Source organism: Mycobacterium sp. 3-98 (assembly GCF_035918355.1).
Classification (GTDB): domain Bacteria; phylum Actinomycetota; class Actinomycetes; order Mycobacteriales; family Mycobacteriaceae; genus Mycobacterium; species Mycobacterium intracellulare.
This window is the reverse complement of record NZ_CP142360.1, coordinates 509,610-532,917: the sequence shown is the minus strand read 5'-3', so window position 1 is coordinate 532,917 and position 23,308 is coordinate 509,610. Positions and strand designations below refer to the sequence as shown.

Genomic DNA, 23,308 nt, shown 5'->3' with positions numbered 1-23,308 from the left:
CTAGCCTCCCGGCTTCGCCGATGTCGTCACCACAGCCACCTTGCCCAGCGCCGGCACAGTGTCGCGCGCCAAAAGCGCTGCCTCCCGAGACAGCGCGGGACCCGCAGCGAAAGTCCGCAGCAGCGGCCAGGGCGCCTGGACCGCCGAGCCCGGATCAAGCCCGAGGGCCCGCAGCGTGGTCTCGTCGTTCGCGATCCCGAACCGAACCCCGTTGTCGGACACCCAGAACAGCGATTCACGCGAGTCCGAGGTGACCACGCCGCTGGTCGATGTCACGAAGTTCGCCGCGCCCGGCAACACCAGCACCTGGTTGGCGACTACCGATGCCGGGTCGTTGTCGTCACGCACCAAATGGACGATGCGGTTGTCCAGGTAGGACGGTGTCGGCAGGCCGCGCCCGTTATAGACCACGACGCGCGCCCGCGGATCCGTCGACGCCTTCTCCCAGCCGACGCAGGTGGTCGGATCGGCCGCCGTGTCAATGAAATTCAGGCGCTTGGTCGGGTAGTAGTCGACGGCCAGCGACGTCACCTCGGGGATGTTGACCAGCACGTCGGGGGTCACCACGCGCGGCGCCGTCGACCCGTAGGAGTTGGCGCTGCGCAACAGGTCGGCCACGAAGCTGGTGATCTTTTGCACGCCCTCGGGCAGCAGGACGTAGAACTGCTTGCCGCCGCTGGCGGTTTGGGCCTGCAGCACCGCGCCCACCTGTGATCCCGAGACCCATGTCGACGGGGTCCCCGCCAGGGGCACTTGCGGGACGCCGAGCGGCTCGGTCGCCGGCAACGCGTCATACAGGGCCCGCGAAATCTCCACCGGCAGCGTCACTCCCGGGTCGAGCCCCAGGCTCAGCGTGACCGCCCGGTTGACCGGATCGATCTGGGAGCGTTTGCCGCCCCAGATGACAAAGGTGTTGCCCTCGAACGTGACCAGCAGCCCGGCGTCGTCGCGCAGCGGAGTGGCGCGATCGTAGGCGTCGAGCTGGCCGGCGATCGAGGTCACCACGGGCCTTTCCGGGCTGCGCGGGCGTCCGGCGGTGTCGCACACCGCCCAGGCCGAGGTGGCGCCCCGATGGACCGGCATCGCCGCCGGCGCGCCGGGGATACCGACCAGTGGCCCGGTCGGATACTTCGCTATCTCAGCGGGTTTCACCCACGTCGGCTGGTTCGCCGTTCCCGTCGCCAGCCGCGCGGAGGTCAAATTCAACGCCGGGTAGAGCCGACCGTCGATCTTGGCGTAGAGCGCCCCGGAGTCGCGGTCGCCGATGATCGCCGAATCGCCCACGATGCCAGTGGGTTTCAGCACGTTCAGCAGAAGCATCCAGCCCGAGGCGATAGCCACGAGGAGTATGGACAGCATCAGCGCGGCCGTCTGCTTGCGGTCGTCGTGTTTCATGCGGACCGAGAACCGGGTGGTCGCCGCCCGCAGCCGCCGGTTGTAGAACAGGTGCCCGGAGTTCTGGTCGCGATTAGACAAACTCAGCGGCATGCTCAGTACCCCTTGGGTGATCGGCGAGGATCGGCCTGCTGAATCCGATCGGCGAGATTCGACGCGTCGACCGCGACCCCGTAGCGGCCCATCGCGTAGTTGATGAACGCGCATGCCTGCGCGACGAGGTTGTGAATGTCGCGCGAGGTCCCTGGCTGGTGGTAGGCCGCGAACGTGGGCGCGATGAATTGAAAGGCACCCTTGCTGGGGGTTCCCCGCGCCGCGTTGGAATCCCAGTTGTTGATCGCGTTTGCGTTGTAATTGGACTCGCGGCGGGCGACCAGGTCCATCCCGCGTTCCCAGCGGGCGCGCGCCGCCGGGTCATGAATGCCTTTGATATCCAGCGCTTTACGGATGGCCGCCAAGACCGCCTGGCGCCCGCTCGCGTGATTTCCGTGCATCGAGCGCCTCTGCGGGTAGTGCAGGCGTCGCAATCGGTGCGCGAGCAGCTTTGCGCGCCGTCGTGCTTTGGTGACGTGGCGGTGTTGGGTGCGCAGCCGTGTCGCCGTGCGCGCCATGGCTTCCCGCCGGCCCATCGGCGTATCGGCGGCCGGGGTCACGTCCGATTCGGCGGCTTCGAGCACCGCGCGCGTCGCCGCCCGAGCGTGCACGTGATCGGCGCGCGCCGCCGCGATGATGTCCCCCACCGTCCGGTCGGCGTGGCTTGAGTGGTTCAGCAGTTTTATCGAGGCGCCCGAGCGTGCGGACGCCGTTTTCGGCAGCCCCGCGGCGTGGCGCGCTATCGCGTGCGTCTGCTCCGCCACGTCACCGATGTGCGGGCTGATCGGGGTGCCCGCGAACAGGTTGTGGGCGCGGACCAATGCCGCGACCGCTTGCATTCTCGGGGGATCGGTCATCGACGTCCCCGCCCCAATCCACCTGTGCGCCGCCACGGCGCCGCATCCTTGCCGGACACTCGAGCTAGTACTCCCACACCCTCCTGGCCGCGGATTCCGCGGTCGCTGCAGACGTACCTCATAGCATGCACGTATCGACAGTTCTGCTGTCAATAACGGGCAACCCAATATGACTTGGGGCCGGCCGGCCGCGATTACGTAGCGACCCTACTGCCGGACGGACTACCGAACCACTCACCTATCGGTCGGTTGGGACTAGTCCTTCGGCTCGTCCTCGGACGGCATGATCACGATCCGGCGATTGGGCCTGTTGGTGACCACCGTCGGCTTGGCCTCGCCGGATTTGCTGCCCGGGGCGCTCGGCGGGACCGTCAGGCGGCCCTTGACCGGCTGGCCGTTGGGCACGCCCGGGGCGGTCACCCGCTTCTCGACCGGCTTGTCCTTATTGCCGCCTTCACCACCGGCGCCCATCGCACCCGGCGGCATCATCGGCATCCCGGTCATTCCCGTCTGTCCGGGCATGGCGGGCATGCCACCGGTTGCCGGCATTATCGGGGCCTTCGCGCCGGCTGGCGTCGTCGGTGGCGACGATGTCGGCACTGGCGGCGGGCCCAGTGAGCTGGCCGGAACCGTGCCGCCACCGCCGAGGCCGGCGCCGCCGCCGGAACCGCCGCCGAGTCCGGCGCCGCCGGATCCGACACTGTCGACCAGGTGCGCGCTGTCGGCGAGGGAGGCGGCGCCGTGCGCACCTTGAACGGCGCTCATCAGCGGCTGGAGCGCGCTCTGGCCGGCCTGCATCGCCTGCTGGGGAAGCTGGGTCATCGGCCCCATGACGCCGCCCATTGCGCCGCCCATGGCGCCGGTCACGCTGGACAGCATTTGCTGGATCATCTGCATCTCTTGCTGCCCGTTTGCCTCATTGGCCGGGAACTTCGCCGCGGCGTCGGCGGCGTGCGCGCGGCGATCCGCGTCGGCCGCTTCGGCATCGGCGGCGTCTTGCGGGACGCCGGCGTTGCCGGCTGCTCCGACCATCCCGTGCCCACCGTCTGCGGGCGAGGCGCCGCCAGGCGGAATTGGGAACGGCGTCGGGATATACGCTGGGGGTCCGCTGCCTAGCCCCAAAGTAGTTTGCAAGTCGGATCGGATGGGTCCCCCGGGAGTACCCACAATCTCACCTCCACCCCAATCGGAGAGCGCGCGGACGTTCGAGGCTTATCTAGGCGCTACCGATTACTCGTACCGCCATTTTGGCATAAGACGCCGCGAACGGTATTCACCCGAGAATGCGGGCCGCTACGAACCGCTGCGGTGGCTGATCGCCTCGAACCAGGCCAGATGGTAATTGGTGAGATACTCGTGCCCATCGATCAACGCCTCAATCGCCGCTAAAAGCATCCAATCGCCGACCGCCGCTGGATCGTGATTGGGATATGCACTCATGACCGAGTGCTGAATGTCGGCGACGCATTCGTGCAACATCTCGATTTCGCTTTCCAGCACACCCGTCTTTCGCACCGCGGGCGCGGCAACGGCCTGCGCAATCCGCGGTAGTCCGTCGCGACGGCGGACCGCTTCGACCAGGGTGGGCCCGAGTTCGTCGACTTGGGGCGCGGCCGAGCGCGCCGGCCGGTCGCCACTGAGCGCGGGTTCGTCGGAACCCGGTTCTGCGACATAGGTGTTGGCGTGGTGCGCGGCCGCGACCGTGATGGCGCCGAGCAGGTCGACGACGTTGGCGTCATGGCGCCGCGCCGACGGCTCGAGCAGGGATACGTGGGCGGGCAACCGGACGTGGGGCGGAATCCACCCTCCTGCGAGGTCGGTGACGAGCAGCGTGGTGGTGCCGTCGTCGCGGAGCCCCGCTGCCCATGACAGGCGCGGCTCCTGGCGGGCGACCGCATCAACGAGCCGCTGGAGCCGCTGCTGTTCGGCAGCCCTTGCGGATGTCGCGCCGGCGGTCGCGCCCGTTGCCGCGGACGCAGCCGATGCGCTGGCCATCGCTGACGAGCCCGTGCCGGCCTGCGCGGCGGCCGCCCCGGATGCCGTGCGCTCCACCGGCGAGACCAGCGGTCCGCCCGCCGAGGGGGACGACGCCGGCGACGGTGCTACCGGCGCGCCCGAGATCGGACCAGCCGGGGCGGACGGCATCGATGGTGGCGTCACAACGGGCGGACGTAGGTCAGAGCCGTAGGCGGGCAACGATCCTGATGGGATGGAGGACCCACCAACTGGCGCCGCGGACGACGACCACGAACTACCGGTCATGACCGCCGGCGCTACTGAAGTGGTTCCGCCAGTTGTCATTGGCGCGGGCGCCGCGGGTGGCGGCGCGTCGACGGGAGGCGTTGCCGCGACGAATGCTCCCGCGCTGGGCACGGTTGGAGCAACTGCCGGTACACCCTGGGCAGTTTGGGGCGCCCCGCCATCGAACGCGTTAAAGGCCCCCGCTGAAAACGCTTGCCCCCCAGGACCTGTCGATTGGCCCGTGGCGAAGCCGGACGTGAAAGATTGAGCTAGGTTGGGCTGAGCGCCTTGGCCGAGGCCGGCTGGTGAGATGGACATACCGCCGCTTTGTACGCCTGGCATCCCTGGCGAGACGGTTCCGCCGCCGCCGTGCGTTAACCCGGCGGCCGGCAGTGGCGCTGGACCACTGCCCGGGCCGCCACCCCCGCCAACAACCGCATGCGCGGGGCCTGATCCACCACCAGCCGTGCCACCCGAACCACCGCCTCCGCCACCAACAACCGCATGCGACGGTCCTTGCGTACCACCACCCGCGCCGCTCCCAGGGCCACCCGAACCACCGCCGCCATGACCAACGACCGGATGCACGTGGACTGATCCGGCGCCACCCGATTCACCACCGCTGCCACCAACTACAGCGTCCGAGGGTCCTTGCGTACTACCGCCCGTGCTGCCCCCGGAACCACCCGAACCGCCTTCGCCGCCGCCTTTGCCGCTAGCACCACCAACGGCGGATTTAAGGTCGCTTTCGCTGATCTGGGGAGGTGGCGAAGCGTCGTCGGTGTTGAAGCCGTTTGCGCGTGCCCAACTCCGAGCATCGCCGCCCGCACCGTCAGCGTCGAGGATTTTTTGCGTCGCTGCCATCATCTTGTCGATGGCGTCCCGACTAGCGTTGGCACCATCGGCGTTGCAGCGCGCCTGCACCGCTTGTATTTCCGCTAGCTTCTGCGGAGGCAGCTTCTTCGATGCGAGGATGTCATTGATCTCTTTGTTGCCCGAATCCGCAATGTCTGTTAATCGACTTCGCAAATAGTCAGTGGCATCAGCGGCAGAATTGAAGGCTGACGCCTTAATTTGATACTTCTCCGCCAGATCCATGTGAAATTTCTCGCCCTGCCGGAATCGGTGTACAAGGTCGTCCGCCGTATGACCCAAATTGTGCGCCGCGAACAATGTCCACTGCGTGCGCAGAGACTGCGAATAGAGCTGCTGCTCGGCACATGCTTCACTCCAGTGTTGGGCGCCGGCCCGGAGAGCCGACGATGGCGCTGGCCACCACGGTCCAATTAGTGCAGCCGTCCAGGTGCCGGGTGGAAGGTCAACCGCCACCACATACCTGTTTCATTGCGGCATCTTTTGCTTTTCCGCCGTCGAGTGCGATCTGCCACACAGTGTCGGCGGCAACGCCGTTGGTGGCCTTCGCAGTGGCTGTGAGGTTCGCGGTAGCCAGGACGCGCGTGGCGTCGCGTGGTTGCGCGTGGGCTGGATCAGCGACCGCGTTCTTGGGCATTACCGAGGCGTCTGTCGTGGCGGTTCGAGCCTGTGCCTCGTCGCATCCGTTCGTGGAGGCCTGCAAGGCATGTGCGGCTAGCTCGTTTGTGTTGCACGGCTGCTGATGCGCGACGGCGGTACGGGTGGGCGCCGTACTAGTGGCCAGGGCCGAAGGTGAACCTGTCGACCGCGTCACTGCCACGATTAATGCAGCGACGGCCACCGCCGCCGTAATTATCAGCGGTGGACGTGGGCGCGACGTGGGCTGCCCGACATACGGTGGTGGCCAATTCCGTGCGCATAGCTCGGCCGGTCCCTGACGAAGGCCTGAAGGCCGGCCGCCCACCATGTCTCCTCCTGTCCGTCTGCTGGCACGGTGCGTAGCGTTTCCGCGTGCTCGTGCGCCGTATGGTTCCAATAGTGAGGCAGGCGTCGGTGTGGCAGCAATTCACTGCGCAGCGATGTGCCCCAGCTAGCCCTGGTACTGGACCTTCATCAGTAATGGGGTACACCTGCGGGCGGCACAGTCCACGGTCCTAGACCGCTAGAACATGGTATGCGTCTCGTGTCGATCGGTGGCAATGCTTTCCCTGACATAAACATTCGTGCGCCCTGCACGATTCGGAGACGGCCGAACGCGCCCCTAACAATTCCAATGCTGCTCCCTGCCTACAGGGCTGAAAGTCAGCTCCCACCGCACGCCTTCTTCATAATGGCATCTTTAGCGACGATGTCATCGAGCGATCTTTGATACTCAGCGTCGGTGGCACCGCTGCTAACTGCATTCGACGTCCGGTACGCCGTTGCTAATTCACGCGCGGCGTCGCGAAGGTTTGTATCAATAGCCGGGTCGGCAGCTCCGGCGTCCAGCATGCCCGCGGCATTCGATAGTGCGATGCGGGCCAGTGCTTTATCAGTTCCGTTCGTATCGATCTGAACAGACCGCGCCGCCAGCTTGTATGTATCGCAGAGCTGCCGTTGAGACTTCGACACTTCGGCTTCTGTGTAGCTCGGCGGGGTGGTCCTAGTCGATGTGCCAGCCGTCACTGGACGTGCAAGGCTGACGATGAGTGCAGCGATCGCTATTAACGCCGCGATTCCGGCCAACATTACTGCCGGCCACATCCGCGAGTGTGGCGGTGGCTGAGTGGGAAATACGGGTGCCCACTGCGTCGGACCGAGCGGGCCGGCAGGCGGCCCGTCCCCGGGAGGTGGAGGCAAATGCCCCGCCATGCGTCCTCCTCAATCAATTAGCAAGTTCGACCGACTCGTCAAACTGTGTAGGCCACATGCCCCAATAGTGGAACAGCAATCCGAGCGATGAGCAATCACCCGGCGCGGCAGGGCGCAAAGTCAGCCGCCGCTACAGACTTTTTCATTGCTTTGTCCTTGGTATTGACATCATCGACCTCTGACCGAAGGACGGGATGATCGACTGCAGCGTGCTTCCCACGGCTATAACTTTCGTGTACGCAGCCGCTGGTGTTAGCGCAGCAGCGCGATCGCCGGATGGGATCGCCGGGTTCGCATCTACTGTCTGTTGAGGAACTACTGCCGCATTTGCGCTCGCAACTCCGGCCAACGCTCGACCGTCGCCGTTTGCGTCGATTGGACCTCGCGCACGGCCAACTTATAGGTATCGCACAACTTCTGATGCGCGGCGGCAGTCTGCTCCGGGGTATCGGAAGGGGCAACCGAGGTGGCCGCTGACTGACTGCTTGTGGATCGTGTCAGCGCGACAACGAGAGCTGCCTCGTCCAAGAAGTACGGCGACCGCAGCCAAGGCGGTGGGCCAAGCGTTGCTGCGGGCTGGATAAAATCCACCACCATGTGTCCTCCATCGTTTGCAGCGGCCTTCAGGGCCCCGTTTCCCGGATGGGCTGCTGTCCAACAGTCGAGCAGCTAAGTAAGGGACATCAATCGATAACACGGAAGGCGTGCGTCGCCTCCGCGTGCAATTTTCATACAGCTCCACCACCGCCGACGCTGGCCGACGCTGAGGTCCTCAGGCGTTCAGCGCTGACGGGCCCGAACTCGGCCGCACCGCCTTCAGCTCCTCAGCGTTGTTCTGATCCATATTGGTGAACCCGTTGGCCGCGTGGTGTGCCTTCGTCCCGACACTGGTGAGCGTCTCGCTGTGTCCCTGCAGGTTTTTCACGTGCTGCCCGTGCGCGGTAGTCACGGCGTTGTGGAAGGAGTTGGCCGCTTCGAAGTCGCCGAACATCCCCGATTCCAGGGTTCCGCCGGCGAGGTGATCGGCCCCTTCTTGGGCGTGTCCACCAGCGCGGTGGGACTGGTTGCCTCCCGAGTGCAACTGCTCGGTATTGACGAACATTGGCACTCCTTCCGAACTTCGACCGGTACGGCCTCTTATGGCCTAAAGGCCTTTTGACCAGCCTAAACGCAGGCCGGTCAGTGGTCAATTCACCGGGTGTCGGTCCGGCGAATCGCAGCCTCCATCGCCCTAGAAGCCGTGCCCGTTGGTGACGGCCGGCCCAGGGCGATCCCATTCCGGGTCGACGGCGATGGGCATCTGAATATCGACATGGGGCAGCGAGACCGTCCCCCACGGCAGGTGGACCTGGCGAGGAATCGCAATCCGTGCCTGGGCTCGATCGGCCGCCAGCATGCCTTCGGCCGCCAACCGATCGCCGTGCCCGGTGACGATTTGCGTCATGTTGTGCAGCGCTTCGCTGCCCACGTCGTAATAGTGCGCGTGGTCGGTGAACCATGGCGTGAGGCTGTGCGAGCCGGCGACTTCGGCACGGAAGCGCACCGCTCCGAAAGCTTCGTGGGCCGGGTCGGCGCCCAGCCCGGCCCACGGGCCCAGCGGTCCCCCGAGTGTCTTGTTCAGCCCGTTCGGCAGCCCGCTGCCGGACTCCCCGATCCAACTGATCGCATCGGTCGACGCGGCGCCCACGTACAAGCTGCCGCCCTCGAGACGAAAGTCTGCGGCGCGGTGCGCCAAATCGGTTCCCGGGCAACCGGTTAGCACGGCATCATTGGCGCGCATACCGCTGTTGACAAAGGCATCGGCCACGGTCGTGGATCCGTAGGAATGCCCGAGGACGGTGACATGACTCGGTGTCGACCCTTCATGGGTTGCTGCCAGACCGTTGACATCGGCGGCCAGCAGCGCCCCCGCCTGCCGTGCCCTCCATGGAGTGCCTACCTGCTCCAGTTCGGCTGGCTCGGTGAGGGTTCGCTGCCAATGCGGATGGTCGAATTCCGGTGCGTCATAGCCCATCCACGCCAACACCGCGGTGGTGTGGAAGGGGTCGGCCTTCAACGACTGCTGGTAGAGCTTGATGGCGTCGTCGGGGCCGTCGGACATCCACCCTCCCCTGACGCTGCTGTTGGTCCCCGGAACCATGACGGCCGTGTTCCGGGACTTGTCCGGGTTGCCGATTGCAATCGCCGCCCTGCCCTTGCCGCCGAACGCCAGCGGGTCATAGGCCCACAACATGATCGGGAGCCCGTGCTGGGGCGCGGATCCCTCGTCGCGCGTGAGGAAATCGTTGGTCTTCACCGCATTCTGGTATCTGGTGATGTCGGTGACGCATAGGCCATACTCTGCGGGGTTGGCGAACACATCGGCATCCCTGTTGTTGAGCGCGTTGTCTCGAAGCGCGTCCGGGACTACCCCGCGCCGACGGACGGCATCTTCGACCCTGCGCAGATCGTCGTTCATCGCCGTCTGGTTCACCGAGTTCCGCACGTCGGCCGGAATCCCGTTGAGGTTGCCCAACTCGGGCGGATGCTGATCGGTCAAAAGCCGCTTCTGGTTAGCGCTCAACGAGTCCCACCACCGTTTGACCCGATCCGCGCTGGTGTCCGACGGCGGGATCAGCAGCTCGTCGACGCCGTTGACCTCGGCCGGGTCGGCGCCGTCGGTTCGCAATCCGTCCAGCGCCGCCCGAAGTGCCGCCGCATACCGATCGCGAATCTGGCCGAGCGCGAACACGATCGCCCTGCTCTCGGCGACGGCTTCCCCGCGCAGACCGTCGACGCCGCAGTGGTTCCCGTCGGCAAGGGCTTCGCAGATCTCGTCGTCGATGTCTTCGAGGTCGTATTCCAGCGCGACGATGTACCCCGCGGCCGCCCATTGGACTTCGGCCAGCGTTGCGGCAATCACCTCCAAATCGATTGCGATCTTCGGTAATTGCGCGGCTTGCAGACCGAGCGACCGGGACACGCGTTGCACTTCATCGGAGTCATTGATGGGATGCTCGCCGTTCCGGTGATTCCACGCCGCGTCGAACCGCCGGCGGGCTGCCTCGAACGCGGCGGCGGCCTCGCTAGTGCTGGTCCCAGCGGCACGGAAGGCCCGCGCTAGATCGGAGATCCGTGCAGGGCGGCCGGCCTGCAGGCCGGCATTGAGCGACCACGGATCACCGCCGGCCTCGGCGACGAGAAACGGGATGCTGATGTAACGGAGTTCCATCGCAGCGGCCGTCGCAGCGAAATCGCTACGCCAGCAACCTCATAGGGAACTCGCACCGTCGGCGAGCCCGTCGCCGTCGCTGTCGGTCAGCCGGACGTTCCACTTGCCGTCGCCGTCGGTGTCGACGTATCCGGTCACACCGGTGTCGTCGGAGCGCAGCACCCGGTCGGCCAGCCCGTCGCCGTCGGTATCGAGGAGCCGATCATCGGGACGCCCGTGGCCGTCGAGATCGATCAGCGGGCCACCGGTGTGCTCGACACCGTCGAGGCCGAACCAGCGCAGTTGCCCGCCGCGGTCCATCGCCACCGCCCACGTCCCGGATCCGTCGTCGGTGAAGTAGGCCTCGGGCGTGCCGTCGTTGTCGACGTCGAGCACGGCGTGATCGACGAGGCCGTCGCCGTCGAGATCGGCGAGCGCGTCGTCGCGCAGCCCGTCGTGGTCGAAGTCCATCCCGATCGATTCGAAGCGGCCGTCACCGTCGAGGTCGAGGTCGGGTTGGCCGTGCCAGATCGCCGCCGCGCCATTATCACCAGCCAAGCAGTAGTCCACGACTAGTCGGACGCGACGCCGCCGCTAAGCGTTCCCCCGAGATCGCCACCACGCCAACAGTTCCGCGGTGGCCTCGTCGGTGTCCAACGGGCCGCGCTCGAGGCGCAGCTCCTTCAAGAACCGCCATGCCTCGCCGACTTGGGGGCCCGCGGGGATGCCGAGCAGTTCCATGATCTGGTTGCCGTCCAGGTCGGGACGCACCCGCGCCAAATCCTCCTGGGCGGCCAGCTCGGCGATCCGCGTCTCGAGCCGGTCGTAGCTGGACTGCAGCCGCGCGGCCCGCCGCTTGTTGCGGGTCGTGCAGTCGGCGCGGACCAGTTTGTGCAGCCGTGGCAGCAGCGGGCCGGCATCGGTGACGTAGCGGCGCACCGCGGAATCGGTCCACTTCCCATCGCCGTAGCCGTGGAACCGCAGATGCAAATACACCAGCTGCGAGATGTCCTCGACCATCTGCTTGGAATACTTCAAGGCGCGCAACCGCTTTCGGACCATCTTGGCGCCGACAACCTCGTGGTGGTGGAAGCTCACCCCGCCGTTGGCTTCGTGGCGCCGGGTGGCCGGCTTGCCGATGTCGTGCAGCAGCGCGGCCCAGCGCAGCACCAGGTCCGGCCCGTCGTCTTCGAGTGCGATCGCCTGGCGCAGCACGGTCAGCGAGTGCTGGTAGACGTCCTTGTGCTGGTGGTGTTCGTCGATGGCCATCTGCATGCCACCGATCTCGGGGAGTACCACCTCACCCATGCCGGTTTGGACCAGCAGATCGATCCCGGCCGTCGGGTCGTCGCCGAGCACCAGTTTGTCCAACTCGGCGGCTACCCGTTCGGCGCTGATCCGGCCCAGCTGCGAAGCCATCTGTTCGATCGCTGCGCGCACCCGCGGCGCGACGGTGAAGCCGAGCTGGGAGACGAACCGCGCCGCCCTCAGCATCCGCAACGGATCGTCGCCGAAGGACACCTCGGGTGCGGCCGGGGTATCCAGCACCCTCTCGCGCAGCGCCGCCAAACCGCCTAGCGGATCGAGGAATTCGCCCGGACCCTCCGGCGTGATGCGCACGGCCATCGCGTTGGCCGTGAAGTCGCGGCGCACCAGATCGTCCTCGAGGCGATCGCCGTACTGCACGTCGGGGTTTCGCGACACCTGGTCGTAGGTGTCGGCGCGGAACGTGGTGATCTCCAAGCGATGGTCGCCCTTGCCGACCCCGACCGTGCCGAATTGGATGCCGGTGTCCCACAGGTTGTCGGCCCATCGCCGCAGGATGTTTTGCACCTGCTCGGGGCGCGCGTCGGTGGTGAAGTCGAGGTCGGGACTCAACCTGCCCAGCAAGGCATCCCGCACGGAACCGCCGACGAGGTAGAGCTGGTGGCCCGCGCCCTCGAACGCGGAGCCCAGCTCGGCCAACACGGGCGCATGCCGATTGAGCGCGACCGCGGCGGCGGTCAGCAGCTCGGCATCCTGGGCGGCGTCAGGCACGTTCGATCAGCCTAGTCGGCTGGAAACGAAAAGCCCGTGTGAGGAGCCTCGCACCGGCTCGCATCATGGCGGATCCGCACTGAAGGTGAGTTGACCTGGTGATTTGCGATAGTAGCCTTACGTCCGACAAGAAGGGTGAACGACGGGACGATGCGGTGCATCTCCGATACATAAGCGAGGGCGCGCTGATCATGTTCGCGGGCGGCGACCCGTGGAAGATCAACAGCACGTTACAGAGCGGCCGGCCAGCGCGGATCTCGAACCTTGCGAAAGCGTTTCATGACGCAGGCCAATCGACGGCCGAAGCCGAAGCCGCATTTAATCAGGCGCGGGACCGCTTCGCTCGGGCCTGGACACACGAGGACGGCGAGAATCCCATCAACGATTCTGCCGAAGTCCAGCGCGCCAAAACTTCACTCGGGGTGCAAGCGGCACAGCTTCCCAAGATCGCGGCTGATCTGGAAAACATCGCGGCCGCTCTGGCCGAAGCCCAGCGATCCGGAAACGGTGAAATTTCAGCGCTCGAAGCCGGGCTACAAGGTCTCGATGATCAGATTGGCGAGGCCGTCGAGCTCGAAAAAGATCCGCATTTAACCGCGTCGGAGAGGCAGCTGCTCGATCACTACATTGAGGGACTCGAGAAGCATGCGATCAACGACACCAAGGCGGCGCTGAACAAACTGCAACAAATCCGTGAGCAATACTCTCAACAGCTGCAAGCTTCGAAATCCAACCTGCGTACGCAGGACGGATACGAGGCACCGATCCGGGCCCTCGATGGCGACATCCCGGAGGCGCCCCCGCGAGACGTGCCGGACGACCAACGCCTTCACAATCAGATCGAGGCATTTAAACAGGTCTTTGGACGGGAACCGACATCAGCAGCTGACTGGAAGACGGCGGCCGCCCTAGACCCTCAGACCTACGACCCCAAGTTCAAGGGCGTGAAATCGCAGGTCGAGGTGGTGAAGATTCGGCCAGTGCCCGGCCAGGGGGTCGTCCGTGTCTCGCAGTGGATCGAACAACGGGACGTCACGAGTTCTCCTTTTGGGAACCGGGATCTTGGGAACAATCGCGGAGCGAACATAAACTTTGACCCAGAGGACACCAAGGTAACGACTTATATCGACTACGAAAACGGTCTCGTGATCCTGCGTCAGAACCCCTCCGTCGAGGAGACTTCAACAGGTGCTCCAGGCGCCGTCAAGGTTGGCACACCGAAGGGCAGCGTTACGCAGCTGTCCGATGGATCGGTGCGGATCAAATACGATGCCGGCAATCCTTTCGCGCCTGGGTTCACAGCCGACCCAAACGGTCCGTTGGCGGGGCACACAATCACTGTCAATGGCGACCTCGTGTTCACGCCGGGACCGGAAGGCGTCCAAGTGAATGGCACACGCACTAACTACCCCTCCCTCGAGGCTTATCAAGATTTCCCAGGTGGCGGGACGCGCACACTGTTGCTTGACCCCGCAAGGTCGGGTAGCTCAGCGGGTCCTGCTTTGAACCTGTTCCGGCATCACGATGTAGGTCCCTTGGGCGGCAACGCGTTTGCGCCATTCGACAGTGGCGGATGGAATCAGCGATATGACGTGCCCACTCCTCTACCCGCCACTGAAATTGGACCTACGACTAGCCCCCCCCACAGTGCCACCGATAACCACGGGCGGCCTTGTCCCAGCATGACCGTCAAATGACAAAAAGCGACGACATGACGTCTTCTGCGCTGCAGCATTTCTCCGATGCTGGTGCCTGGCGCGCGGCCACATGGTCAGCGCCGTTTGTCGTCCAACCCGTCTTAGGGATATTGCTGATCGTCATGTGGCTGCTGGGCAAGTGGCCGTTCGAAACGCATAGTGCGCACGCCGGAGAACGCGCATGGATGCTGGCCGCCGTCGCCATCACAACCCTGACGTCGCTCTTGGTCAGCGCCGCACTGCTCAGGTCGCGGTCGCCGCTCAATCGCGGCCTCGGTCTCAGCCTCGCGAGCTGTTCAGTCGTTGTACTGGCGGGCGGCACGATTTTCGCCTATATGGTGCTGCGCTGATGACCGATAACAAAACAATGCACACATCGATGGGCCTATACGGTCCGCTGACTTTTGCAGTAGCCATGGTCCACGTTTTCGCGGTCGACCTTGCCACCTGGCTGTTCGTTCTGCCGATGTGGCCCTTCGTATTTATCGTTCTTCCAATAACGCTGGCGTACATCGGCGTCAGCGCGCTGGTTGCTAGGGCACCAGGTCGATGGGGCCAGGTTGGCCGCGGAATGATGATTGGCAGCCTGTCCGGACCACTCTCACTCTTGGTCTTCATTCCCGCTTTCATCATCGCCGGGGCGATAGGCCCGCTCTGACGCGACGGAACCGTTACGGCTACTGCGCCATCGCGCACCCACCCAGCGGCGAGTATGTCCAGGAGAGCATGCCGTGCCAGCTACTATCGCTTGGGTGTCGGACGGCGAACAAGGCAAACCACGTCGGCGCCGGGGACGGCGCCGCGGTCGTGGCGCTGCGGCTTCGTCCGAGAAGCAGACCAACGGTCAAGTAAACGGCGATTCGACAGCCACCAAACCGCGCCGATCGCGCGGGTCCCGCCGCGGGCCGGAGCGGTTGCGCACGGTCCACGAGACATCCGCGGGCGGGCTGGTCATCGACGGGCTCGACGGACCGCGCGACTCGCAGGTCGCCGCCCTGATCGGCCGCATCGACCGGCGCGGACGGATGTTGTGGTCGCTGCCCAAGGGCCACATCGAACTCGGTGAGACGGCCGAACAGACAGCCATTAGAGAAGTAGCCGAAGAAACCGGCATCAAGGGCAGCGTGCTGGCCGCGCTTGGGCGCATCGACTACTGGTTCGTCACCGACGGCCGCCGCGTGCACAAGACCGTGCATCACTACTTAATGCGCTTCTCCGGCGGCGAGCTCTCCGACGAGGACCTTGAAGTCGCCGAAGTGGCCTGGGTGCCCATGCAAGAACTGCCGTCACGGCTGGCCTACGCCGACGAACGCCGCCTGGCCCGGGTCGCCGACGAACTGATCGACAAGCTGCAAAGCGACGGCCCGTCCGCGCTTCCCCCGCTGCCGCCCAGCGCGCCGCGGCGCCGCCCGCAGACGCATTCGCGGACCCGGCATTCTGACAAACCGGCCACGGGCCGGAAGAACGGCCACGGACCGGGGCCGTGACGGCGCCGCTTCTCCGTCGGGCCGGCTTGCTGCGCATCGCGGCCGTGCTTGGCATCGTGGCCGGACTCGCGGTACTCGCCGGGCCCGTGGTTCCACCCGCGGCCGCGGGCGAGCCGGGGGTGACGCCGTTCGTGCGGGTTCGCATCGACCAGGTCACCCCGGACGTGGTCACCACGACCAGTCCACCCGTTGTGACGGTCAGCGGCATGGTGATCAACATCGGCGACCGCCCCGTTCGCGACGTGATGGTCCGCCTTGAGCACGCCGGCGCGGTCACCACGTCCGCGGGCTTGCGAACCACCCTGGACGGCGACACCGACCGGTACGAGGCGGCCGCCGATTTCCTCACCGTGGCGCCCGAACTGCAGCGCGGGCAAAAGGTCGGCTTCACCCTGTCGGCCCCGCTGCGCGCGCTGACCAAACCGTCGCTGGGAGCCGAAAAGCCGGGCATCTATCCGGTTTTGGTCAACGTCAACGGCACGCCCGACTACGGCGCTCCAGCCCGGCTGGACAACGCGCGCTTCCTGCTGCCGGTGGTCGGGGTGCCGCCCGACCGCGCCGACGACGTGGGCTCCGCCGTCGCGCCCGATACCTCCAAACCCGTGGGGATCACCATGCTGTGGCCGCTGGCCGATCGGCCACGGCTGGCCCCCGGCGTGCCAGGGGGAACCATCCCGGTCCGGCTGGTCGACGACGACCTGGCGACCTCACTGGCCAGCGGTGGCCGGCTCGACATCCTGCTGTCGGCGGCCGAGGTCGCGACCAGCCACGACGTCGACCCCGACGGCGCCGTCGGCCGCGCGCTGTGTTTGGCGATCGACCCCGACCTGCTGGTCACCGTCAACGCGATGACCGCGGGTTACATCGTGTCCAATTCGCCCGACGGCCCGGGTCAAATTCCGGGCACCCCGACCCACGCCGGCACGGGACAGGCCGCCGCGACCGAATGGCTGAACCGCCTGCGCGCGCTCGCGCACCGGACCTGCGTGGCCCCGCTGCCCTACGCACAAACCGACCTGGACGCGTTGCAGCGCGTCAACGATCCCGGCCTCACCGCCACGGCCACCACCACCGGCAACAGCATCGTCGACAAAATCCTGGACGTCTCTTCAACCCGCGGCGCCACGCTGGTGCCCGACGCCCCGCTGACCAACCGCGCGGTCAAGCTGCTCGGCGCCAACGAGAGCACGGTCGCGATCACCGCCGCCGACCTGTCGGCCGCCGACGCGCAGGGCTCCTCGGAGACCGCCGTCGACACCGCGCCCCGGCGATTGTCCCCACAGGTCGCGGTCGCGCCGTTCGATCCGGCCGTCGGGGCCGCGCTGGCGGGCGCGGGATCCAGCCCCGAGGTGCCCACCTACCTGGACCCGTCCCTGACGGTCCGGCTGGCGCACGATTCGGTGACGGCACGCCGCCAGGACGCCTTGGGCTCGATCTTCTGGCACGCGCTCCGGCCCGACGACGCGCCGCGCGCCCAGATCCTGGTCCCGCCGGCCACGTGGAACCTGCAGGCCGACGACGCGCAGGTCATGCTCACCGCGCTGAGCACCTCAGTCCGCTCCGGTCTGGCGGTGCCGCGCCCCCTGCCGGCGGTAATCGCCGACGCCTCGTCGCGCACCGAAGCCCCCGAGGAAGCCGGCGCCTACGCCTCCGCGCGCGGGCAGTTCAACGACGACGTCACCGCCGCGATCGCCGGCCAGGTCGGCCGGCTGTCGGGATTGACGTCCGCACTGATGACCGACGACCGCACCGGACTGACCGGCGTCCAATACACGGCGCCGCTGCGCGAGGACATGCTGCGCGCGCTGAGCCAGTCCGAACCGCCCGACTCCCGCAACGGGTTGGCGCAAGAGCGCCTGGCCGTGGTCGGTAAGACGATCAACGACCTGTTCGGGGCCGTCACGATCGTCAACCCGGGTGGCTCGTACACGCTGGCCACCGAGCACAGTCCGCTGCCGTTGGCGCTGCACAACGGCCTGAGTGTTCCGATCCGGGTGCGGGTGCACGTGGACGCCCCGCCGGGGATGAACGTCACCGACGTCGGGCAGATCGAACTGCCGCCCGGTTACCTCCCGCTGCGCATTCCGATCGAGGTGAACTTCACCCAACGCGTCGCCGTCGACGTGACGTTGCGGACGTCGGACGGTCTGCGGCTGGGCGAGCCGGTGCGGCTGTCCGTGCATTCCAACGCCTACGGCAAGGTCCTGTTCGCGATCACGCTGTCGGCTGCGGCGGTGCTGGTGCTGCTGGCGGGCCGGCGGCTGTGGCACCGCTTCCGCGGCCAGCCCGATCCCGCCGACCTGGATCGCCCCGACCCACCCCACGCCCGGCACGCGGCCGAATCCGGCGCCACGCACGACGACGCCGACCAACGGGTCGAACAAGAGCACCGAGTATGACCCCCGCCTACCGGCAGGCCCCCTCGCACCACCACCGCCCGCCACAGCCGCCGCGCCGTTCCCCGATGCAGGGCTCGCCGCCGACCGGGCCGCTGCCGCCCGTGCCCGCCGGGATCGATCGCCGACGCCCGGAACTGTCGGACGCCGCGCTGGTGTCGCGGTCCTGGGCGATGGCCTTCGCGACATTGATCAGCCGGCTCACCGGCTTCGCCCGGGTGGTGCTGCTCGCCGCGATCCTGGGCGCCGCCTTGTCCAGCGCGTTCTCGGTGGCCAATCAGCTGCCCAACCTGGTGGCGGCGCTCGTCCTGGAGGCGACGTTCACCGCGATCTTCGTGCCGGTGCTCGCGCGCGCCGAGCAGGGCGACCCCGACGGCGGGGCTGCGTTCGTGCGGCGCCTGGTCACGCTGACGACCGCGCTGCTGGTCTTCGCCACCGCGGTCTCGGTGCTGGCCGCCCCGCTGCTGGTGCGGCTGATGCTGGGCCGCGACCCGCAAGTCAACGAGCCGCTGACCGTCGCCTTCGCCTACCTGCTTCTCCCCCAGGTCCTCGCCTACGGACTCACCTCGGTGTTCATGGCGATCCTCAACACCCGCAACGTGTTTGGGCCCACCGCGTGGGCGCCCGTCGTCAACAACGTCGTGGCGCTGGCCACCCTGGCGATCTATGCGGCCGTCCCCGGTGAGCTGTCGGTCGATCCCGTGCGGATGGGCAACGCCAAGCTGCTGGTGCTCGCCATCGGCACCACGCTCGGCGTCTTCGCGCAAACCGGGATGCTGCTGGTCGCGCTGCGCCGGCAACGCATCGACCTGCGCCCGCTGTGGGGCATCGACGCACGCCTCAAACGATTCGGCACCATGGCAGCCGCGATGGTGCTCTACGTGCTGATCAGCCAGCTCGGCCTGGTGGTCGGCAACCAGATCGCCAGCACCGCAGCGGCATCCGGGCCCGCGATCTACAACTACACGTGGATGGTCCTGATGCTGCCGTTCGGCATGATCGGGGTGACGGTGCTGACGGTGGTGATGCCGCGGCTGAGCCGCAACGCGGCCGCCGACGACACCAAAGCCGTGCTCGCCGACCTGTCGCTGGCCACCCGGCTGACGTTGATCACGCTGATCCCGATCGTGGCCTTCATGACCGTCGGCGGCCCCGCGATGGGCAGCGCGCTGTTCGCCTACGGTCATTTCGGCAACGTCGACGCCGGATACCTGGGCGCCGCGATCGCGCTCTCGGCGTTCACGCTCATCCCCTACGGCCTGGTGCTCTTGCAGCTGAGGGTGTTCTACGCGCGCGAACAGCCCTGGACGCCGATCGTGATCATCCTCGTCATCACCGCGGTCAAGATCCTCGGCTCGGTGCTGGCGCCCCACCTCACCGACGACCCCAAGCTGGTAGCCGGTTTCCTGGGGATGGCCAACGGTGTCGGCTTTCTCGCCGGCGCTCTCGTCGGCTACCTGTTGCTGCGACGCGCGCTGTTGCCCGCGGGCGGCCACCTGATCGGCGTCGCCGAGGTGCGCACGATCCTGGTGACCCTCACCGCATCCATGCTGGCCGGCCTGACCGCGCACGTCGCGGATCGGCTGTTCGGGCTCGACGGGCTGACCGAGCACGGCGGCGCCGGCTCTCTGGTCCGCCTCTTCGTGCTGGGGCTCATCATGCTGCCGATCACGGCCACGGTCATGCTCCGCGCGCAGGTCCCCGAAGCGCAGGCCGCGTTGGACGCCCTGCGGTTCCGCATCACCGGCCGGGGGCCGCGGCCCCGCAGACCGAAGCCAGCGGATCGATCGTCTCACCGGCGCCCGGTCACGTACCCTGAGCAGAGGAATTCGTCCCCGCCTGGGGTCAATGCGGTCCAGGAGCCGATCCGGCGCAGGCCTCCGGAGCGGGCAAACCGAGCCCGGCTAGCGAAAGGACCGGAGGTGACCGACCGACCGATGGAGAGCCCCGCATCCAGCGCCGGCCCCGGCACAGGGTCAGGGACTTCGCGGCCGGTCGCCGACGACTTCCAGCCCGACATCCCCGCCGACGAGCCGCAACGCTCGACGTCCCGCCCGCCCGAACCCGCCAACGGCGACATCGGTGGCGAAACCCGGCGCGGCCCGGCCTCTTTCGACGCGCCCCGCGAGCGCGCCGCGGACTCGCCGGGCGACGACGTCCACCTGGTTCCCGGCGCCCGGATCGCCGGCGGCCGGTACCGGTTGCTGGTGTTCCACGGCGGCGCGCCGCCGCTGCAGTTCTGGCAGGCGCTGGACACCGCGCTGGACCGGCAGGTGGCGCTGACGTTCGTCGACCCGGACGGCGCGCTGCCCGACGAGGTGCTGCAGGAGATCCTGTCCCGCACGCTGCGGCTCAGCCGCATCGACAAACCCGGCATCGCCCGCGTGCTCGACGTGGTGCACACCGGCTCCGGCGGCCTCGTGGTCTCCGAGTGGATCCGGGGCGGCTCGCTGCAGGAGGTCGCCGACACCGCGCCCTCACCGGTGGGCGCGGTGCGGGCCATGCAATCGCTGGCCGCCGCCGCCGACGCGGCCCACCGCGCCGGCGTCGCGCTGTCGATCGACCACCCCAGCCGGGTGCGGGTCAGCATCGAAGGCGACGTCGTGCTGGCCTACCCGGCGACCATGCCCGACGCCAACCCCCAAGACGACATCCGCGGCATCGGCGCCGCGCTCTATGCCCTCCTGGTCAATCGGTGGCCCTTGCGGGAGAGCGGGGTGCGCAGCGGGCTCGCGCCGGCCGAACGCGACTCCTCGGGCAATCCCGTCGAACCCATGGCCGTCGACCGCGACATCCCGTTCCAGATCTCCGCGGTCGCCGTCCGGGCGGTCCAGGAGGACGGCGGAATACGCAGCGCCTCAACGCTTTTGAACCTCCTTCAGCAGGCCACCGCGGTCGCCGACCGCACCGAGGTGCTCGGCCCGATCGACGATTCCCCCTCGCCGTCGACGGCGCTCATCTCGCCCGGTCAAGAGCAGGCGACCTTCGCGCGCCGGCGGCGCAACCTGCTCATCGGCGCCGGCGCCGGCCTGGCCGTCATCGTGGTGGCCCTGCTGGTGCTGGCGTCTGTGGTGAGCAAGATCTTCGGCAACGTCGGCGGTGGCCTCAACAAGGACGAACTCGGGCTGAACGGCCCCTCGTCGTCCGCGTCGGCGTCATCGTCGACCACCCCGTCCGCGGCCGCCGGCAGCGTCGTGAAACCCACCCGGGCGAGCGTCTACTCCCCCGACGGCGAGGTCGACAACCCGGGCACGGCCGGACAGGCGATCGACGGCGACCCCTCCACCGCCTGGGCCACCGAGGTGTACACCGACGCCGTGCCCTTCCCCAGTTTCAAGCAGGGCGAGGGCCTGATCCTGCAGCTGCCCAACCCCACCGTCGTCGGCCAGGTCACCATCGACACGCCCAGCTCGGGGACCAAGGTCGAGATCCGGGCGGCCTCCTCGTCGGCCCCGGCCTCCCTCAACGACACCAAGCTGCTGGCTCAGGCCTTCACGCTCAAGCCCGGCCACAACGTCATCCCGGTCAGAGCAGGTTCGCCGACGTCGAATCTGCTGGTCTGGATCTCCACGCTGGGAACCACGAACGGCAAGAGCCAGGCCGGCTTTTTCGAGATCACGGTCCAGGCCGCGTCCTGATCCGCGCGCGTTCCACACACTCACACCACCGCTCCCGAGTGAAGTGCCGCCCGATACGGGATTAGTTAATGTCCGCCCCGTGGGCTTCGGGGGAGACGTCAAGCGGGACCGCAGTGACGCCGAGCTGCTGGCAGCCCATGTGGCGGGTGACCGCTACGCCTTCAGCGAGCTGTTCCTGCGTCACCAGCGCCACCTGCACCGGCTTGCCCGGCTCACCACTCGCACCCCCGAGGACGCCGAAGACGCGCTGCAAGACGCCATGCTCTCCGCGCACCGCGGCGCCGGCGCGTTCCGGCACGACGCCGCCGTCGGCAGCTGGCTGCACCGCATCGTGGTCAACGCCTGCCTGGACCGGCTGCGCCGCACCAAGGCCCACCCGACCGTTCCGCTGGAGGACGTCTACCCGGTCGCCGATCGGACCGCCCAGGTCGAGACGACGATGGCGGTGCAGCGCGCCTTGATGCGCCTTCCCCTCGAGCAACGGGCCGCGGTGGTGGCCGTCGACATGCAGGGCTACTCGGTGGCCGACACCGCCAGGCTGCTCGGCGTCGCCGAGGGCACGATCAAGAGCCGGTGTGCTCGCGGCCGCGGCCGCCTCGCCGAACTACTCGGCTACCTCAACGCCGGCGCCCACGCCACACCGGAGGGCGCTACCGGCCAGGCCTGACCGTCGCCGCGCGGGCCCATCCGTGGCCATCCGCCGGCGCATGACGGACACTGGGTCCGATGGATGCGGCGGACAACGACGGGGCGGATCACCGCAGCGCGGAATCGGACCCGCCGCTGACCGTCGAACTGCTCGCCGATCTGCAGGCCGGCGCGCTCGACGACGAGGCCGCCGCCCGGGTCCGCCGGCAGGTCCGCGCCGATCCGCAGGCCGCGGGCGTGCTCGCCGCGCTGAACCGGGTTCGTCGCGATCTCGCCGCCGTGGGCGCCGACCCGGCCTGCGCACCGGACCCGCCCCCGGGTGTCGCCGCCCGGATCTCGGCGGCCCTGCGATCCGCGGAGCCCCCGCCCGGACGGGCCGCCCACTCCGCACGCCCGCGTCTACGGCCGGCGCGCCTCATCGCGACGGTCGCCGGTCTGTGCGCCGCGCTGGCCGCGATCGGCTTCGGCACAGTCGCGCTCCTGCACGCTCCCGAACCCGCCCCGAGCACCCCGGGCGACGTCCAGCACATCACGGTGTCGACGCCGCCGATGGAGGTCCCGCTCTCCGCGGACGAAATCGTCGGCCTGCTCGACCGCGCACCCGACTTCGGCTCCTCCGGAGGCACGCTCAGCGACCCCGCCCGGCGCGCCTCCTGCCTCACCGGCCTCGGCTATCCGGCGGCCACACAGGTGCTGGGCGCGCGCCCGGTCGAGGTCAACGCGCGCCCCGGCGTCGTTCTGGTGATACCCGGCGACAGCCCGCACGTCCTGGCCGTCTACGTCGTTTCACCAAATTGCAGCGCCGCCGATACCGGGCTGTTGGCCAATACCCAGGTGCCGCGCCCCTAATGTGGTGCCATGGGCGGTGCCCCCGCTGTTGCGAACTCCCGGGAACAGCCGTACCC

Annotated in this window: 19 protein-coding genes; 8 read left to right on the top strand and 11 right to left on the bottom strand. The window is 67.6% G+C overall.

Features of this window, described 5'->3' with window-relative positions:
- The 11 genes from eccB to QGN30_RS02630 all read right to left on the bottom strand — a co-directional run bounded on the left by eccB (window position 1) and on the right by QGN30_RS02630 (window position 12,537).
- A complete protein-coding gene (gene eccB, locus QGN30_RS02680; RefSeq protein WP_014381539.1) occupies window positions 1-1,488 on the bottom strand; it encodes a type VII secretion protein EccB in 1,488 nt (495 codons plus the stop codon).
- A 2-nt stretch (window positions 1,489-1,490) separates the two neighbouring features.
- A complete protein-coding gene (locus QGN30_RS02675; RefSeq protein ID WP_014381540.1) occupies window positions 1,491-2,327 on the bottom strand; it encodes a transglycosylase SLT domain-containing protein in 837 nt (278 codons plus the stop codon).
- Window positions 2,328-2,600: 273 nt separating this feature from the next.
- Complete coding sequence (locus QGN30_RS02670) at window positions 2,601-3,377, bottom strand: hypothetical protein (RefSeq protein WP_014381541.1); 777 nt, start codon at window positions 3,375-3,377, stop codon at window positions 2,601-2,603.
- Window positions 3,378-3,638: 261 nt separating this feature from the next.
- Entirely contained in the window at window positions 3,639-4,490 is an 852-nt protein-coding gene (locus QGN30_RS02665) for a DUF5631 domain-containing protein (protein WP_225341804.1), read from the bottom strand.
- 470 nt (window positions 4,491-4,960) lie between these two features.
- The gene (locus QGN30_RS02660) at window positions 4,961-5,215 is read right to left on the bottom strand and encodes a hypothetical protein (protein ID WP_014381543.1); all 255 of its coding nucleotides are present in this window, start codon (window positions 5,213-5,215) and stop codon (window positions 4,961-4,963) included.
- A 1,546-nt stretch (window positions 5,216-6,761) separates the two neighbouring features.
- Window positions 6,762-7,187 (bottom strand): hypothetical protein, encoded by a 426-nt coding sequence (locus tag QGN30_RS02655; protein WP_225331063.1) that lies wholly within the window; start codon window positions 7,185-7,187, stop codon window positions 6,762-6,764.
- A 438-nt stretch (window positions 7,188-7,625) separates the two neighbouring features.
- Window positions 7,626-7,907 carry a hypothetical protein gene (locus tag QGN30_RS02650; RefSeq protein WP_052315301.1) on the bottom strand — a complete coding sequence of 94 codons (282 nt, stop codon included), beginning with the start codon at window positions 7,905-7,907 and terminating at the stop codon, window positions 7,626-7,628.
- Window positions 7,908-8,082: 175 nt separating this feature from the next.
- Complete coding sequence (locus tag QGN30_RS02645; protein ID WP_014381545.1) at window positions 8,083-8,412, bottom strand: DUF2563 family protein; 330 nt, start codon at window positions 8,410-8,412, stop codon at window positions 8,083-8,085.
- Window positions 8,413-8,541: 129 nt separating this feature from the next.
- Complete coding sequence (locus QGN30_RS02640; protein ID WP_014381546.1) at window positions 8,542-10,521, bottom strand: putative alpha/beta hydrolase; 1,980 nt, start codon at window positions 10,519-10,521, stop codon at window positions 8,542-8,544.
- 39 nt (window positions 10,522-10,560) lie between these two features.
- Window positions 10,561-11,070 carry a hypothetical protein gene (locus tag QGN30_RS02635; protein ID WP_009957442.1) on the bottom strand — a complete coding sequence of 170 codons (510 nt, stop codon included), beginning with the start codon at window positions 11,068-11,070 and terminating at the stop codon, window positions 10,561-10,563.
- Between the two features lie 24 nt (window positions 11,071-11,094).
- Window positions 11,095-12,537, bottom strand: coding sequence for a CCA tRNA nucleotidyltransferase (locus QGN30_RS02630; RefSeq protein ID WP_009957441.1), 1,443 nt, complete (start codon window positions 12,535-12,537; stop codon window positions 11,095-11,097).
- A 191-nt stretch (window positions 12,538-12,728) separates the two neighbouring features.
- Between QGN30_RS02630 and QGN30_RS02625 the strand changes: the two genes are divergently transcribed.
- The 8 genes from QGN30_RS02625 (at window position 12,729) to QGN30_RS02590 (ending at window position 23,252) form a co-directional block, all read left to right on the top strand.
- Window positions 12,729-14,234 carry a putative alpha/beta hydrolase gene (locus QGN30_RS02625; RefSeq protein WP_326566281.1) on the top strand — a complete coding sequence of 502 codons (1,506 nt, stop codon included), beginning with the start codon at window positions 12,729-12,731 and terminating at the stop codon, window positions 14,232-14,234.
- Window positions 14,235-14,341: 107 nt separating this feature from the next.
- The gene (locus QGN30_RS02620) at window positions 14,342-14,584 is read left to right on the top strand and encodes a hypothetical protein (protein WP_026071095.1); all 243 of its coding nucleotides are present in this window, start codon (window positions 14,342-14,344) and stop codon (window positions 14,582-14,584) included.
- 65 nt (window positions 14,585-14,649) lie between these two features.
- Window positions 14,650-14,892 carry a hypothetical protein gene (locus QGN30_RS02615; RefSeq protein ID WP_020188382.1) on the top strand — a complete coding sequence of 81 codons (243 nt, stop codon included), beginning with the start codon at window positions 14,650-14,652 and terminating at the stop codon, window positions 14,890-14,892.
- A gap of 94 nt (window positions 14,893-14,986) precedes the next feature.
- Window positions 14,987-15,721, top strand: a complete 735-nt coding sequence (locus QGN30_RS02610; RefSeq protein WP_014386139.1) for an NUDIX hydrolase — start codon at window positions 14,987-14,989, stop codon at window positions 15,719-15,721.
- A complete protein-coding gene (locus QGN30_RS02605) occupies window positions 15,718-18,120 on the top strand; it encodes a hypothetical protein (protein ID WP_248923290.1) in 2,403 nt (800 codons plus the stop codon). The genes QGN30_RS02610 and QGN30_RS02605 overlap by 4 nt, the downstream gene beginning before the upstream one ends.
- 65 nt (window positions 18,121-18,185) lie before the next feature.
- Window positions 18,186-21,755, top strand: a complete 3,570-nt coding sequence (locus tag QGN30_RS02600) for a murein biosynthesis integral membrane protein MurJ (RefSeq protein ID WP_009957435.1) — start codon at window positions 18,186-18,188, stop codon at window positions 21,753-21,755.
- A 79-nt stretch (window positions 21,756-21,834) separates the two neighbouring features.
- A complete protein-coding gene (sigM, locus tag QGN30_RS02595) occupies window positions 21,835-22,422 on the top strand; it encodes an RNA polymerase sigma factor SigM (protein WP_009957433.1) in 588 nt (195 codons plus the stop codon).
- A gap of 59 nt (window positions 22,423-22,481) precedes the next feature.
- Complete coding sequence (locus tag QGN30_RS02590; protein WP_014386141.1) at window positions 22,482-23,252, top strand: hypothetical protein; 771 nt, start codon at window positions 22,482-22,484, stop codon at window positions 23,250-23,252.
- Window positions 23,253-23,308 lie beyond the last annotated feature (56 nt).

Bases quoted from the DNA above. Each gene is read 5' to 3' on its own strand.
- QGN30_RS02655 (WP_225331063.1), bottom strand. From the start codon at position 7,187: ATGTTGGCCGGAATCGCGGCGTTAATAGCGATCGCTGCACTCATCGTC.
- QGN30_RS02670 (WP_014381541.1), bottom strand. From the start codon at position 3,377: ATGGTCGGAGCAGCCGGCAACGCCGGCGTCCCGCAAGACGCCGCCGAT.
- eccB (WP_014381539.1), bottom strand. From the start codon at position 1,488: ATGCCGCTGAGTTTGTCTAATCGCGACCAGAACTCCGGGCACCTGTTC.
- QGN30_RS02665 (WP_225341804.1), bottom strand. From the start codon at position 4,490: ATGCCGTCCGCCCCGGCTGGTCCGATCTCGGGCGCGCCGGTAGCACCG.
- QGN30_RS02625 (WP_326566281.1), top strand. From the start codon at position 12,729: ATGTTCGCGGGCGGCGACCCGTGGAAGATCAACAGCACGTTACAGAGC.
- QGN30_RS02600 (WP_009957435.1), top strand. From the start codon at position 18,186: ATGCAGGGCTCGCCGCCGACCGGGCCGCTGCCGCCCGTGCCCGCCGGG.
- QGN30_RS02675 (WP_014381540.1), bottom strand. From the start codon at position 2,327: ATGCAAGCGGTCGCGGCATTGGTCCGCGCCCACAACCTGTTCGCGGGC.
- QGN30_RS02615 (WP_020188382.1), top strand. From the start codon at position 14,650: ATGGTCCACGTTTTCGCGGTCGACCTTGCCACCTGGCTGTTCGTTCTG.
- QGN30_RS02645 (WP_014381545.1), bottom strand. From the start codon at position 8,412: ATGTTCGTCAATACCGAGCAGTTGCACTCGGGAGGCAACCAGTCCCAC.
- QGN30_RS02640 (WP_014381546.1), bottom strand. From the start codon at position 10,521: ATGGAACTCCGTTACATCAGCATCCCGTTTCTCGTCGCCGAGGCCGGC.
- QGN30_RS02650 (WP_052315301.1), bottom strand. From the start codon at position 7,907: ATGGTGGTGGATTTTATCCAGCCCGCAGCAACGCTTGGCCCACCGCCT.
- QGN30_RS02590 (WP_014386141.1), top strand. From the start codon at position 22,482: ATGGATGCGGCGGACAACGACGGGGCGGATCACCGCAGCGCGGAATCG.